Below are 15,483 nucleotides of genomic sequence, written 5' to 3'. Positions count from 1 at the left end.
TTAGCTTTACATCTCCAAAGCCCATCCATGGGCTTTGACTTGTTTCGCAAGCGTTTTTCCGCCGTTACAACATATACGGGTTTTTCGCAGGTGATCCGTTACTAACAACAGGTCTTGATTGAATATCCTCCAGCTTTTGTAAAATGTCTTTTAGCTGTTGCTGCTGGACTTGTTCAGCGCTTGAGTTTGCTAAGGTATTTGTCAGCAAAGTGGTGACGGCTTCAAGCGCTTTTGCACTGCTATCATCAACGTGATTGTCGACTTGAATATGCGGTTGTGCCACCGCTTCTAAGCGCTCAGACAGGTTTTCAAATAGCGTATTTTGCTGCTGACCTTGTTGACCCAACGCTTGTTGTATCTGCGCTTGGGTGCTGAGCAAGTCATTGAGTTTGCCAAGGTTAGCGAGTAGCTGCTCGTTGTTCGCAGTGCGTTTGATAGCGTTTTGCAGCCCCGCAATTTCTTCTGCGACTTGTTGCTGTGAAGCTATCAATTGCTTTAGCGGTGTAGCGTAAGGTTGCTGCGTTAAGGCCTCACGTAGCTCAGTTAACTGCGTGGCAAACTCTTGCTCGTTAAGCACTTGAGCCAATTGTTGCAACAGCGCACTGTAATCAAAGCTAAGCTGCTCTTTATCGAGTTTAGCGGCGATTTGCGAAAGGGATTTATTGACAAAGCTTAGTTGTTCAACTGCCAATTGCGCAGGGCTTCCTTCGTCGCTATTGCGGTGCAGGCGGGCATATTCGGCCTTGATTTCATGCCAGCGCGTAGCTTCTTCAGCCGTTAAGGTACCGCGTAATTCAGCCAGTTTCAGTAAGTTTTCTTCGCTGCCTTTGCTAAGTGTTTGTGCTTCACCGCGATAGTGATCTTGAATTAGATTTTCAAGTTCACTGTCATTCATGGCAGCAACCACCTTTTCAGCCATCTTATTCATGTTACGGTAACTGCCTTGTAGCTTAAACGGCGGCTCGGTTCGATAGTTATCATCTTGCGCTGCTGAGGCTATATATTGGGCATTTACTTTGAGCACGGTGTTGCGAATGGTGAGCAGCTTTTTCAGTACGCTGACAATTTCATTCACTTGCGCTTGAGAGTAATTAAATTCCAATTCATTGATGGAGATGTCTTCTCCGTCGGCAATGCGTACTAGTTTGTACAAGTCTTCCATACCACGATTGGCAAGTGGTGCGAGCACCGCATTGGAAGTAAGCGTATTTTCAATAAAGCTCATGGCAAATTCTTGTTCGCAGCCACTGAGAGTGTCACCGAGGTTGTAAATATCCGCACGGTTGGCAAGCATATCTGGGATCTTAAAGGATTCACCGGATTCGGTGTAGGGGTTTCCTGCCATCACAACGGCAAACTTTTTGCCTCTCAGATCATAGGTTTTACTGCGGCCATTCCACACCCCGTCTATGCGTCTTGAACCGTCACATAAAGAGATGAACTTTTGTAAAAACTCGGGGTTGGTGTGCTGAATATCGTCAAGGTACAGCATCACATTATTGCCCATCTCAAAGCTTTGGTTGATCTTCTCAATTTCTTTTGCGGCAGTCGCGTTGATGGCTTGAGCTGGATCTAAAGAGACTTGGTCGTGACCAATGGATGGACAGTTGACCTTAACAAAGGTGAGTCCTAAGCGGTTGGCTACATACTCTATTAGCGTGGTTTTACCATAGCCCGGAGGGGAGATAAGCAGCAACATGCCCATTAAGTCGGTGCGTTTATTGTTTCCTGCAGCCCCTATTTGTTTTGCTAAGTTATCGCCAATAATAGGGAAGTAGACTTTGTCAATCAGCTGGTTACGTACAAATGAGCTTAGTGGTCTGGGTTTAAACTCATCCAATTGCAAGCGCTGCTTTTGTGCCTCAAGCACTTGTGCTTTTAACTGTTGGTACTGTTTGTAGGCCGGAACATGAACCGTGAGATACTCGTTACTACGGGCAAAAAAGTCTGCATAATCTAGGTGTAGCACTTGGTTCTCGATACGTGGGTGTTGGCCCATCAAACCTGAAATTTCGGTTTTTATTTCGGCTTCTTTGACTTGGTATGTGATATCTAACTGGGTGGAAAGCAAAATGCAGTTAGCGGCCTCAAGCAAGGTCTCAGTACTTTCATTTTGCTTACTGCCATAGGCGCGCAGCCAGCTGCTTAACAGGCGGCATTTGTCCGCAAGTTTAGTCAAATGCGTTAATGAGTCTTCAAGCTGTTGCCAAACGCCTTTGGCCTTTGCCATCGAGATAAACTGCTCGCTGGTGTGTTTTGCAGGTGAAGCCAAATCAAATTGTCTCGGCTTGACTTGCTTGGCAAGGGCTTTAATTAAGTAAGTTGCGCTTAACTCGCCTGAAAAGCGGTGTAGCTCGGTTAAATAGCTCGATAAATTTTGTTGGCAAAATGCGGTGATCTTTTCACTCAATTCTTTGCTTAGCTGTTGGCTAAAACTATGGTCATCTAACTTCGTTGCCATCAGCTCTGCTTGTGTGGCCTGAAACGCCAATTCAGCTAGCTCAGCCTTGCTTTGTTGAGTATAAAATAGCTGTGCCGCAATTCGACAGCTGGCAGGGTAGACGAGTAACTCAAGCTGTCGTTTTTGTTTTAGTAAATTTGCTAAGATCAGGCTGGCATCTTGATCATGAATGCCTTTTTCATAGCCTTCTTGATATCGAGGTTCTGCAAATTTTTGTACGATAGACAGTAAACTTCCCTCATCAACGGCAAGTTCTAAATCCGCTAGACTAAAGTCGTTGCCATCTTGCTCTGCAGCCGCTAATACTTGAGCTGCAAGGTACTCGCCTCGATATAAGTGACGATTTTCTGAGATCAGGTTTTGCTGCCAGTATGTGCTTGCGTCATTGAGTTGTTGATTGACCTTGGCGTCAGGAATGGTATCAAAATACTCAGTGCCAGTGAGGTGTAACATCAGCTGTTCACCACGAGGCAGCAAAGTCAAATCAAGGATTTGTTTATTGAAACTAAACGCATGTTTGCCGACTTTAACGGTATTGCCACCATCAATATAAATATCTTGCTTGTCTCGCAAAGCGCGGATCGCTTGATCTTTGCAGGCCTTGAGTTTGGCTTGAATATCATCCGCCTTCACTTCATCGCTTAGGCTTTTTAGCTCTTGCGTTAAATCGCGAAGCTTGCCAATCATAGGATCGGAGGCAAAATAGCTATTGATGTCATCTAAGGTTTTAAAACTTTGCGAGCGTCGCGTCACCCCCTGTAAAATCCGCTCTGCTGCGTTTGCTAGGCTCAGCGCGCGGCGCTGTCTTTCGTCAATGAGCTGCTGTTTGTGCGCCTCAAAGCTTTCATAAACGTCATCACGTTTAGCCAAGATCTCCGTTAAAAATTCATCATACTGACTAAATTGAGACTCGAGCTCTTCTAATTGAATGAGTAAGCGAGATAGTTGGTCGTCACATTGCTCTGGGGTTTTGGCAGCGCTTAGACCGCTGGTAATACTTTGGCTGAAAAGCTTAAAACGAGCCGCAAATTCGGCTTTTGCTTCAACACTGCCCACGCTCTTTTTCTGGATTTCTAACGCTGCTTTGGCGCGGTTTACTTGACCATAAATGGCGCTGACATCTTCCAAAATTTTAGTGCGAATGCGGCTATCGTCAATGTCGAGATCCAGCATGGTATGGTTGAGCAAATCAAGTTCAGCGCTTAAGGTTTCCAAGGTCGCCAAAAAGCCGTTAAGCTCGGTGACACTCTCTGTTTGCGCTCTGGCTTGCTCTAAGGAGTCTAGCTGCTCGTAGTAGGGCGCCAAAGCACTATCTTGCTGCAAAAACTCCGCGGTTTTATGGCTTAAGCTTAAGGTTTGCTCATCAACCTGCTGCTGCATGGCAGATAGCGCGTCAAGATTGATATACTTCACTTCTTCAAGGCTTATCACTTTGCCTTTTAAGCGTTTGAGAGATTCTAAGCTCTGAACGAATTGCTCTGCTGTTTTAAAGCTATCTGGTCTCACCTCGCGAAGCACATCTTGCATGGCTTGCTCTATTTCGGTTTCTGCGCGCCGAGCGTCGGCCTCAATTTGGCTTACCTTTTCAAATTCGTCTAGTACCTGCTCCGAGGTTTCAAAAATTTCATGTAGTTTTGCTGTGACATCTGCAAAGTCCGCTTCAGCAAGCCAATGATAGCGGTCTAAAATACTGCGGGTGAGAGCAATTAAATCTTCATAATGAAAGACTGTGGGGCTTTGTTCATTAATGGCCTTGAACACACTGTATAAATCAGAGATTGCGCGTACTAAATCCGGGTTGCCTATCCGGCCAAATAAGCCGGTTGCTCGAGGGGCTTGTGCGGCAAACTCGCTGCCACAAAATGGGCTTTGCCAGATTTGAATAGGGTGCACGCGCTCAGGCTCAGGCTCTGCTTTAAAGGTTAGCGCTAAGCCATCGTCATAAATTCCATAGCCATGACAATAGATAGGATTTTGCAGGTTTTTCTCAATAATATTGTAAGAGAAAAGTGCGTAACGACCCTCGTTTGGTTCGTAGAAGATATACAGTACATCTTCACCATTGGGTGATTTGATCTGGCGATGGAAAACTAAATCGTCCAGTTGGTCGTCAAAATAGCGTGTTTGCCCCGATTGTAAATAATAGCCACCAGGAAAAATAATTCCTTGGTTCTCAGGTAATTGAACACAGGCACCACCCAGCGCATCTTGGCGCAATACCTGCTGGGTGCGGCAATTATAAATAAAATAACGCCACTGTTTTTCTCGGTAGGGAAGTAACTTTAACAACACCATTTCGCCAACTTCGGCAAAACGTAAATCGCAATCTGCGAGTGATTGACTGGCGTCATCAACGGCTTCTTGATAAATACCTTCACCGCTTTGGGTATTGTTTTCTATTTTTACGGTGAGTTTGCCACTCGATACTTCAATAAATACTTTGTCGTTTACATTAATATGTGGGTGACGGCCTTCGACGTGATCGGCGCGATCGGTTTTTTGCCATTCAAAGTCAAAGTTTTCCACTTCGCCTAGGTCACGCTCTCCTCGGTTATCAATGTAATCTAAGGTTTCGTCTTTGGCGATTTGCCAGCGAAACACGCGGACATCAGAGAGCTTTTCGCCAATCTGAAATAGTGCAAAAAGCTTGTTTGATTTAACAAATAGGTGCTGTAGACGGGTGTCTTTGTAATACGTGTATAGTTCGTCGAAGTCCCGTAAGAAACGTTGATCAGTGAGGAATTTGGTTTCTTGCGGGTAAGGTTCTATTTCGTAATGATCTTCTTGCAAGTGTAGCTTTTGTACGGTGAATACATCGCTGACTTGGGTATTTTGTTTAAGCCCCATAAAGACATTATAAGCAAAGATAAGCTTGTCGCCGATCAGTACGATGTCGCGCGGTACGCAGTTATGCTCAGTACGAACTCTTGCTCGACCTTTCACTTTAAGCTCGGTGCTGCCAAAAGTATCAACACGCTGTTGGTTGAGTTTATCTATTTGACTTTTCAGTTCGCTGCCAAAGTTACTAAGTCGGCGTTTAATCAGTTGATAAGAGTCTTGTTCGAGCGTTCGCTCTGGCGCTTTTTGCGTTGCTTCCGTCATTCTTTGCTTTCCTATGTGCGCTGTCGCAAATGGGGGAGAGGAGCCAAGCAGATTGACTCCTCAGGGTTAATTACTCTAGTGGTTCGCTTTGTTTACTGCCATTTAACGAGCCGCCAAGTAACTTGAGTAGCTGCTGTTTGTCCGCATCTGAGCTATTGCTTAGTTGTTGGAAGAACTTACTCATGTTGATGTTTTTTAGCGTTTCCGACGACGTATTAGCACCAGCCAACACCCCTTTTAGGTCGTCCATCAAATTACGCTCACCGTTTAGGTGATCTTTAAATACGGTTTGTACCGTCTTACTTTCGCCGACTAAGCCGTCAATTGACTTGCCCACTGTGATGGCATTCATAAACTGGTTAAAGAACTGGCCGTCGCCACCCATAAAGTTGATATCAGCACCGCTTAGTGCTTTACCTAATACTTCAGCCTGACTTGCAGAAACTTGTTTGTTTGCCTCGATACTCGCAAGCGTCAGCTCTTTCTGTTGATTTAGCTGTAGTGTAAAGCCTTCGTATTCACGGGCGTCTTTATCCATCTTATTAAGTGCTTCCAGCTTCTCTGTAAGACCTTTGGCTTCTGCTGACATCTTACGCTCAAGGTTGATAGCTTCTGCTTCACCTTGTTTTTCAATTGCTTCAGCCATTGCTGATTGAACCTCAGCTTCTGCTAAACCAATTTCACGTTTGCCTTGTGCTTCGGCTTCTAGTTTTTGCTGTAGCACTTTAGCGTCTGTTTCGCCTTGTATCGCACTAGCAGTTGCTTTTGCCTTGATGATATCTGCTTCTGCAAGACCAGGCGCAGCCGCTTCAACTTGGGCTGCTTCGGCAAGAATCTTCTTCGACTCTGCGGTTTGGTTCGCAATACGTAGTTCTGCTGCGGCCATTTTTTCCATTTCACGGGCTTTAAATTCGGCAGCTTGCTCTTTAGCTTTAGCCGCTTCAATATCTTTAACCAACGCTTCTTCGGCCTCAGCTTGAGCAAGAATAATTTTCGCTTGCTTCTCACGCTCGGCTTCAGCAATACATTGCACGTCTTTGATGCGCTCTTGTTCCTCGGCAACGGTTTTCTCTACGGCAACCCGTTCACGCTGAACATCGGCGATTTCTTTTTGCTCGACTTCCAGTGCTTTGGCTTTTTGGATACGTAAAATTTCGGTTTCGCGTTCGCGTTCGATAATTTCAATTTGGCGAGAACGCGTGACTTTTTCTTCTTCTATGCCGAGTAAGCGAAGGCGATTTTGCTCTGCAACATCGATTTCGCGTTGTTTGTTGTGTTCTGCAATTGCAATTGCTTCGTCTGCTTTGAGGCGTGCTTCTTCGGCTTTTAAGCGCTCTTCATGCTTAACACGTTCAGCTTCAGCGGCTTCACGAGCGCGCACTGATTCGATTTCACGGCGCTGTCTCGCGCTTGCATCTTCTCGTTGACGCTCGACTTCTGCGGCTTTTTCAAAGGCTGCTTGGTTTTGGTTGTCGATTTGCGCTTTTTCATCGCATTTAAGTTGGTTAGTTTCCACGTTTTGGCGCGAGGTTTTTTCGGTAATACGGCGAATACCTTCAGCGTCAAGAATGTTATTTGGATCTAACTTTTCGATAGAGGTTTGTTCAAGATAATCAATCGCCACATCCTCTAACGTATAGCCAGATAAATCTTGTCCAATCACTTCTTTAATAGAATCTCGGAACTCATTACGATGTGTAAATAGCTCCTCAAAATTCATGCGCTTACCAACGGTTTTCAAGGCTTCGGAGAATTTTGCCTCAAATAATGCTTGTAAGGTTTCTGGTGCAGATGCGCGGGCACAGCCAACTTGTTTCGCAACACGTAGGATATCTTCTTTGTTTTCGTTTACGCGAATGTAAAAAGTAATGGCGATGTCAGCACGGATATTATCTTTACAGATCAGGCCGCTGTTTTCACGACGCTCTAATACCATGCGATTAGTTGAAATATCCATGACTTCCATTTTATGGATCACAGGTAGTACGATGCCGCCCGTTGTCGTAACATCAGGTTCGTTTTTCATCTTGTTGATGATCAGTGCCTGACCTTGTTCAACCTTGCGGTAGAACTTTCCAATCAGAAGTAGAATGGCAAAAATAATGACGATGGATATACCCACGATTGTGAGCACTGGTCCGAGGTTGTTTAGAAATTCCATGTTTTTTCCTGCGTTGCGCTATGTTGTTTGAGTTGGTATTAGCTGTATCAACTCGTTCCTAAATTCCGTTATTTTCTGTATTATTACCAAGGTTTAGCCACAATAGTGTAGCTATGTGTAAGGGGGTCGTGTTCGATAAGTAAGGCACTGTCTCCTAGTGTGAAGGTGTTATCTTCATCCGAGCGTACTTCAATGAGTTGATCCGTTCCTTGAATATATACTCGGGCTTGGCCAAAAGTGTTACTGACTCTTGATGTTGCAATGACGCATTCGAGCCCAACCAGCGCTTGCTTCGATGTGGTTTCTTGGCTTTCGAAAAAGCGCCGTAATGGCCGTACAATCACGGCGGTTAGTGGTAGTGCAACAATGAGGCTGACGAGCATAAATGCCGTTCCCACCAGGTAGTAAAAAATGCCATTACCCAGTAGGTAAGCAAAAAATTGTTGTACATAAATACTGACAATCCAGCCCAGCGCGATGATTAGGCTCAGTGAAATACTCACTGGGACGCCACCAAAAGCAACCTCCCAAAAAGAACCAGAACTTGCGCCTTCGGCTTCAATATCAACATCGCCTTCTAAGATATCGATATCAGCAAAACCGAGTAAAGCAATTAACCAGAACAATAGCACTATGAGTAATAGTGTTGAAAAAATAACAGTGGGAAACGTAAATACAGTATTTAAAAATTCCATTGTTGCTCCTTGACTCCTTGCTTTTCCTTTTTAAGTGGTTAAGTAAGCAAGTAAACTGGCCCACTCAACGTCATCAGGCGCTTTTTGGGCCTATCAAAGCGGTGAGTTCCGCATCATAGGATAGTGAGATGAATGAGTGAAAAGAATAGCGTGCGTGTCCGATGGGTTATAGACATCGCAGGAAACAAGTCCGAAAAGCTAGTCAATCTGCTTAAAAACTATCCATGCGTAGTGAGAAAAATCTCACCTTGCGTTTCTAAAGTTGCCACACAAGGACATATTATGTCAAACATTTTTTTGCTGTAAAGATAAGCAGTTTATTCTGTTTATTGTGATAGTGGGAAAGCGTGTTTGTTGGGAGGAAAGTACCAGAGTAAGTGCTAACTTGTGAGTTAGCACCGATAAAAATAATAGACTAAACGTTATCGAACAGCGTTTTTACTTTATCTAGAGTAACGTCGATTTCAGATACTTTGGCAGGCGCAATAAAAATCGTGTCATCGCCAGCAATGGTACCTAATACACCATCTGCGGTGCCTAATGAGTCAAGTAGTCTTGCAATTAATTGTGCAGCACCAGGACTGGTTCGAATAATAATCATCATTTCGTTGTGCATAATATCAACGACTAACTGACGCAAAGGGCTTTTTGCTGTTGGAACGCTCATTTCTGCGGGTAAACAGTAAACCATTTCTTGCTTAGCATTACGTGTACGTACAGCACCAAACTTGCTCAGCATGCGCGATACTTTACTCTGACTGACGTTGTCAAAACCTTGTTGTTTTAGAGCATCAACAATTTCACCTTGAGAGCCAAAGTTTTCTTCTTTTAAAATGGCTTTAAATGCTTTGATCAGTGCTTCTTGTTTTTCTTGCGGCTGCATAGTCTGTCTTCTTTTACGGCTAATCTTTAAATTCTACACAAAACCACCGAGATTCCCAAATTTGCGCGACCAAAATGGCAGTCGTAAAGCATAAGTGGACAAAGTGTCGCGATCTTTACACTTTTATTTAAGACATTAGTCAAAAAATCTCGAAAATAACCGTGATTAATTTGTGTTTAACAGCGCTTTTCATTATCTTTACTGCACACTCAATTCCACCTTCAAATTATGGAGAATTCAAATGAAAGTTGCTGTATTAGGTGCCGCTGGCGGTATCGGTCAAGCTCTATCTTTATTGCTTAAAAATGGTCTTCCAGCTGGCTCGGAGTTAGCGCTTTATGACGTTGCACCTGTTGTACCTGGTGTTGCAGTTGACTTATCTCACATCCCAACTGCGGTAAAAGTAGCGGGTTATGGTAAAGACGACCTAGACCCAGCTCTTGCAGGTGCTGACGTAGTGCTTATCCCTGCTGGTATGCCTCGTAAGCCTGGTATGGACCGTGCTGACCTTTTCAACGTTAACGCAGGTATCATCAAGACACTTGCTGAAGGTATCGTTAGAAGCTGCCCTAAAGCACTTGTTGGTATCATCACAAACCCAGTAAATGGCACGGTACCAATCGTTGCTGAAGTGTTCAAAAAAGCAGGTACTTATGATCCAGCTCGCGTATTCGGTGTAACAACCCTTGACGTTATCCGCGCTGAAACCTTCATCGCAGAGCTTAAAGGTCTAGACGTTGCTGAAGTTAAGATCCCAGTAATTGGTGGTCACTCAGGTACTACAATTCTACCTCTACTTTCTCAAGTTGAAGGTGTTGAGTTCACTGACGAAGAAGTTGCTGCACTAACAACTCGTATCCAAAACGCGGGTACTGAAGTGGTTGAAGCTAAAGCGGGTGGCGGTTCAGCTACACTTTCAATGGGTGCAGCAGCAGCACGTTTCTGCTTCTCACTAGTGAAAGGTCTACAAGGTGAAGAAGTACTTGAGTACGCATACGTTGAAGGTAACACAGGCGATGCAACATTCTTTGCACAGCCAGTTATCCTTGGTAAAAACGGTGTAGAGCAGTTACTTCCTTACGGTGAGCTAAGCGCGTTTGAGCAAAAAGCAAAAGACGACATGCTAGCGACACTTGAAAAAGACATCAAAGAAGGTGTTGATTTCATGGCGTAAGCCAGATTGATATAAAAAAACCAGTCGCTTCACAGTGACTGGTTTTTTTATGTGTGATTATTCTTAGTGAAGAATACGTGCTCTGATAGTTCCTTCAACTGCACTTAACTCTTTCAACGCCACTTCAGAGTGGTCGCTATCGACGTCGATAACCACGTAACCAATAGATTCATCCGTTTGTAGGTATTGCGCCGCAATATTGATACCGTGCTGAGCGAACGCTTGGTTGATTTGTGTTAGTACGCCTGGGCGGTTTACGTGTACGTGTAATAAACGACTTCGGTTTGATAATTCAGGTAAAGAAACCTCAGGGAAGTTAACTGCCGTGACTGTTGAACCGTTATCTGAATATTTCGCCAACTTACCCGCGACTTCTACACCGATGTTTTCTTGTGCTTCTTGGGTAGAACCACCAACGTGTGGGGTTAGCAGTACATTGTCAAACTCGCGTAGTGGTGAGACGAATTCTTCATGATTAGATTTTGGCTCAACGGGGAATACATCAATAGCAGCGCCGGAAAGCTTCTTGGCCGCTAATGCTTCAGCTAAGGCGTCGATATCAACAACCGTTCCGCGTGATGCGTTAATTAGGATTGCGCCTTGCTTCATCACTTCAATTTCGGCCATGCCGATAAGGTTTTTGGTCTGTGATGTCTCCGGTACATGCAAACTGACCACGTCCGCTCTTTGTAACAATTGCGTAAGCGTGTGTAACTGCGTTGCGTTGCCGAGCGTGAGCTTATCTTCGATGTCATAAAACTCGACGTTCATCCCGATATTCTCAGCCATAATGCCAAGCTGGGTGCCAATGTGACCATAACCAATAATACCTAGCGTTTTACCACGAGCTTCGTATGAACCGTCGGCAGATTTATCCCACTCACCGCGATGCGCCTTTGCGTTACGCTCAGGAACACGGCGCAATAACAAGAGAATTTCACCTAGTACGAGCTCAGCCACAGAGCGGGTGTTAGAAAATGGTGCGTTGAATACGGCGATACCACGTTTTTTAGCGGCATCCAAATCCACTTGGTTGGTGCCGATGCAGAAACAGCCAACAGCGACCAGCTTTTCAGCCTGTTCTAATACTGCTTCCGTAAGGTGGGTACGTGAGCGGATCCCGACAAAGTGAGCATCTTTGATCCGCTCGATCAGCTCAGGCTCCGGTAAGGATGTTTTAACGTAGTCTATGTTGCTATAACCGTTGCGCTTTAGTGTCTCAACGGCGCTTTGGTGCACGCCTTCTAACAACAAAATTCGAATTTTATCCTTTGATAACGAAACCTTGCTCATCTGTAATCTCACTAGTTGATTTTAGGCCCTTCTGGAGTGCCTGTTATTACAACGTCAGCGCCACGCGCGGCAAATAAGCCATTAGTCACGACGCCAACAATCTGGTTAATTTTTTCTTCAAGCGCTTTTGCTGCGCTAATTTCTAGGCCATGCACATCAAGAATGACATTGCCGTTATCAGTGATAACGCCTTGGCGGTAAACTGGATCGCCACCTAGTTTTAGTAACTCTCTTGCCACGTAGCTACGCGCCATTGGGATCACTTCAACAGGTAGTGGAAATGCGCCTAGCGTCTCAACATGCTTTGTATTATCAACGATACAAACAAATTTCTTGGCAACGGCTGCAACGATTTTCTCGCGTGTCAGTGCTGCGCCACCGCCTTTTATCATTTCATTGGTGCTGTTGATTTCATCTGCGCCATCAACATATACCGCAAGCTCTGACACATCGTTTAGCTCGAAAACTTCAATACCAAGTGCTTTTAGCTTCTCTGTTGAAGCTTCAGAGCTTGATACTGCCCCTTTGATTTGATCCTTGATACTGCCAAGCGCATCAATAAAGTGGTTTACCGTTGAGCCTGTACCAACCCCAACAATGGTGTTTTCTTCTACATAGTTCAAAGCTGCCCATGCCGCGGCTTTTTTCATTTCATCTTGAGTCATAACGCTACACTTAGTTGTCATTGAAGTTGTATGGAGTATAACTCAATCAAAGTGTCAGCGTCATGGTCAAAAGCGCCTCAAAATGCGCTTAACTATTTGCCTGCTCAATTATTTTTTGGCCAAGTGTATAGTTGGGTTGGAGTGAGGATAGTTGGGAGCGGTACATCCCAAGCTGCTGTTGGTAAGCTCGGAACTTGCTGGCAATCATGAGCAAGGCCAACAAGTGCTGGTTTAGCTCGCTGCTCAGCGTAGTGTAACGCTAAAGTTCTATCGTAGTACCCACCGCCCATACCGAGGCGATTACCTTGCTCATCAAAAGCAACCAGAGGCATCAAAAGTAAATCCAGTGATGCAAGCGGTGCCACAGCTGAACAATCTAACTTAGGTTCCAAGATAGCATAGCGATTTGCCTTCATGGGTGAGTTTTTTTCATACTTCTGGAAGAGTAAATTTGCAGGGTTGAAGGGATGGATTACGGGTAAGAAAACCTGATGATTTTTATCCCAAAGCGATTGAATTAAAAGGGATGTATCTAGTTCGCCATCGTTTTGAATATAGACCCCTATATTGGCATTTTTTGGGAGGTTTATTTGTTGAAAAAAATTAATGTTTAGATGTGCCGCGGCTGTCTTCTGTTGCTCTGCTGATAGCGAGTTTCTTGCGTTTCTAATCATTTTTCTCAAATCAGCACGAGTAACTTGAGATTTATTTATGTTGTTATTAGTTTTATTCATTCTAACGCGAGCCACTCAGGGAAAAACAAACTTACACCAAGCAGAATAAATAAAATAATTAATACAGCGAGCAGATAATATAGCCAAGTTTTAGATTTAGCCGGAGGGCTAGGCTCAAAGTCCAGCTCATCGAATAGCTCCTTCGTCTCCCACTCTTCGTCTGTTGTATCTTCAATTTCAGTATGAGCGGTTGGTGCTACGCGTTGCTCAAGTTCTTCTAATCGCTCTTCGATACGTATTAGACTGCTTGTGATGTAATCCAGCGCTTCAAATACGCGCTCTTGATCTGCGTTAGTTGGGGTAGCGGCTGTTTGGCTTTGTAGCTTGGCGTTGATCCCCGCGCTTGCAAGTAATTTTACCTGTTTTAGCGCTTTGGCTTTATCTGCAGGAGCAAACAAGTTTTTGCCAGCGTAAAATTGCTGGATCTTTGAGGGTGAGGTTTTCAACCTGTCTGCCATCGCGATAGCGGCGCTTTGTTGATCCTTACCGTCGGCCATGCCAACGAAGACGACTTTAAACTGCTCGTTCATGGTGCGTGCCTAAGTTGTAGAGAGATAGTATTGAGTATATCTAGATTATAGGTAACTGTAGAAGGATAAAAGGAAATTTTTACAACCCGGTGAGCATTAAGATAAGTGACCGCTTGCGCGGCCACAATGGGTTGGGAATTTAGTAAAGCGCTGACTGATCTGCTTTGGGTGTTGTTTTTAAGATAAAGTCGCGGAGATCTTCGTTCGATTTTTGTAAATCTTCATGACGCAGGTACATCATGTGCCCGGAGCGGTAACCTTTAAAGCTTAAGCGATCACGCATTTTTCCGCTCGGATCGAGTTGCCACATATTGTACTTGGCATCAAAGTAATTCGTTGCGCCATCGTAGTAGCCAGACTGGATCATCACGTTTAGGTAAGGGTTTTGTGCCATCGCTAATCGTAATTGTTCACCGACATTATTATCGCTGCTATCCCAAGGGTGAACTGAACCAAACATATTATATTTTACATCGGTTTTATAGTTGAGTTCTGTAGCGAAGTAATGATTAATCGCTGGCGTAAATGAGTGCAACCAAGAGGTCAGCTCAGGCCAATAATCAGGGCGAGAACCAGCGTCTCTTTTATCAATACCAAGATAGCGTGAGTCCAACCGACCTAGGGTATAGCCACGCTCACGCAATAGCTCTTTCCAAAATGCCGCAGTAGGAATATCTAGGTTGTTTTGAGCTACAAAGCGCTCGCTTAAGCCACTATATTTAGCAACGGCCTGTGTCACACTTTGCTTTTCTTGGGCACTGATAAATGCGCCTTTGGCGAGTGCGGGAAGATACTGATCAACCGTATATTGTTCAACCTCTGCAAGTACTTCGAGTAAATCTTTATTTTGCAATTCAGAAGACAGCGCTTTGTGGTACCAAGCGGCGGCAGCGTAATACGGTAAACGGTTTGCCACTTCAACCGGACCTTCTCGTTTAATGCCGATTTCTGTAGGAGATACCAACACCACGCCATTGAGATAAAGCCACTGATTGTTTTGCATCGCGTGCGCAAGACCTGACACTCGAGTCGTGCCGTAGCTCTCACCAATCAGGTACTTAGGAGAAAGCATACGCTCATTGCGATGAATAAATGTATTGAGCCATTCGGCTAAGTACTTCACGTCCGCGTTGACGCCAAAAAACATCTTTGTTTGTTCGGCTTTACTCGGATATTTACCTTCAGCATTTTTGAGTACGCGAGAATAACCTGTGTTGACTGGGTTTACATAAACAATATCGGCAACATCTAGCACTGAATATGGGTTGTCTTTCAAGCCGTAAGGTTGCAGTGGATATCCTTCGTCATCAATTTTTAATACTCTTGGGCCAGTATAGGCAATGTGCATCCACACGGAAGCAGAGCCCGGACCACCGTTAAATGAGATCAGCAGCGGACGTTTGCTCATATCTTTGATTTTTGTGCGCTTGTAGTAGGTGTAATGCAACGTTGCAACTGCGTCGCCGTTTTCATTCCACACCGGCTGCGTGCCTGTTGTCGCGGTGTAGTTAATACGTTCACCTTTTATTTCGGCTCTATGCTCAGTTGTTATTTTATGATCTATCTCAATTGCGCGGTTGTGCTCCTCAGCTATGCTTGGTGCTGAGAGTAGGGCACAACTCACGAGCAATAGTGGTAGTAGTTTTTTCATTGCTTCCTCGGTATTGCATTAGGTATGTCTGCATTAAAGAAGTATTTCATCTGAAATTCAAAGCCGTTGAGACAAACTCAACAAAAAAAACGGCAGGTTTGAAAAATAGGCTGTTGTAACCTCGTTTATCGAAA

At 44.5% G+C, this 15,483-nt stretch carries 10 protein-coding genes; 1 reads left to right on the top strand and 9 read right to left on the bottom strand.

The window, feature by feature from the left end; translation table 11 throughout:
• Nucleotides 1-64: 64 nt before the first annotated feature.
• The 4 genes from L3V43_RS02670 to argR all read right to left on the bottom strand — a co-directional run bounded on the left by L3V43_RS02670 (nucleotide 65) and on the right by argR (nucleotide 9,302).
• The gene (locus L3V43_RS02670; RefSeq protein ID WP_237115778.1) at nucleotides 65-5,563 is read right to left on the bottom strand and encodes a DNA repair ATPase; all 5,499 of its coding nucleotides are present in this window, start codon (nucleotides 5,561-5,563) and stop codon (nucleotides 65-67) included.
• Nucleotides 5,564-5,633: 70 nt separating this feature from the next.
• Nucleotides 5,634-7,724 carry a hypothetical protein gene (locus L3V43_RS02665; RefSeq protein ID WP_237115779.1) on the bottom strand — a complete coding sequence of 697 codons (2,091 nt, stop codon included), beginning with the start codon at nucleotides 7,722-7,724 and terminating at the stop codon, nucleotides 5,634-5,636.
• Between the two features lie 83 nt (nucleotides 7,725-7,807).
• On the bottom strand, nucleotides 7,808-8,419 hold the full coding sequence (locus L3V43_RS02660; RefSeq protein ID WP_010606077.1) for an OB-fold-containig protein: 612 nt from the start codon (nucleotides 8,417-8,419) through the stop codon (nucleotides 7,808-7,810).
• Between the two features lie 415 nt (nucleotides 8,420-8,834).
• On the bottom strand, nucleotides 8,835-9,302 hold the full coding sequence (gene argR, locus L3V43_RS02655; RefSeq protein ID WP_010372285.1) for a transcriptional regulator ArgR: 468 nt from the start codon (nucleotides 9,300-9,302) through the stop codon (nucleotides 8,835-8,837).
• A gap of 241 nt (nucleotides 9,303-9,543) precedes the next feature.
• Here argR and mdh point away from each other — a divergent pair, with 241 nt between their 5' ends.
• Nucleotides 9,544-10,476 carry a malate dehydrogenase gene (mdh, locus tag L3V43_RS02650; RefSeq protein WP_095729865.1) on the top strand — a complete coding sequence of 311 codons (933 nt, stop codon included), beginning with the start codon at nucleotides 9,544-9,546 and terminating at the stop codon, nucleotides 10,474-10,476.
• A gap of 63 nt (nucleotides 10,477-10,539) precedes the next feature.
• Here the strand turns inward: mdh and serA are convergent, their stop codons facing one another.
• The 5 genes from serA to L3V43_RS02625 form a co-directional block, all read right to left on the bottom strand.
• Nucleotides 10,540-11,769: a phosphoglycerate dehydrogenase gene (serA, locus tag L3V43_RS02645; RefSeq protein WP_039493776.1), complete on the bottom strand. Its 1,230-nt coding sequence runs from the start codon at nucleotides 11,767-11,769 to the stop codon at nucleotides 10,540-10,542.
• A gap of 11 nt (nucleotides 11,770-11,780) precedes the next feature.
• Entirely contained in the window at nucleotides 11,781-12,434 is a 654-nt protein-coding gene (gene rpiA, locus L3V43_RS02640; RefSeq protein ID WP_010372275.1) for a ribose-5-phosphate isomerase RpiA, read from the bottom strand.
• Nucleotides 12,435-12,538: 104 nt separating this feature from the next.
• Nucleotides 12,539-13,168 (bottom strand): 5-formyltetrahydrofolate cyclo-ligase, encoded by a 630-nt coding sequence (locus L3V43_RS02635; protein ID WP_010606078.1) that lies wholly within the window; start codon nucleotides 13,166-13,168, stop codon nucleotides 12,539-12,541.
• Entirely contained in the window at nucleotides 13,165-13,698 is a 534-nt protein-coding gene (locus L3V43_RS02630) for a hypothetical protein (protein WP_010606079.1), read from the bottom strand. The genes L3V43_RS02635 and L3V43_RS02630 overlap by 4 nt, the downstream gene beginning before the upstream one ends.
• Before the next feature lie 139 nt (nucleotides 13,699-13,837).
• Nucleotides 13,838-15,349, bottom strand: a complete 1,512-nt coding sequence (locus tag L3V43_RS02625; protein WP_174169837.1) for a carboxypeptidase — start codon at nucleotides 15,347-15,349, stop codon at nucleotides 13,838-13,840.
• Nucleotides 15,350-15,483 lie beyond the last annotated feature (134 nt).

It is taken from the genome of Pseudoalteromonas sp. L23, from assembly GCF_021728455.1.
Taxonomy (GTDB): domain Bacteria; phylum Pseudomonadota; class Gammaproteobacteria; order Enterobacterales; family Alteromonadaceae; genus Pseudoalteromonas.
This window is presented reverse-complemented; position numbering and strand designations above follow the sequence as displayed.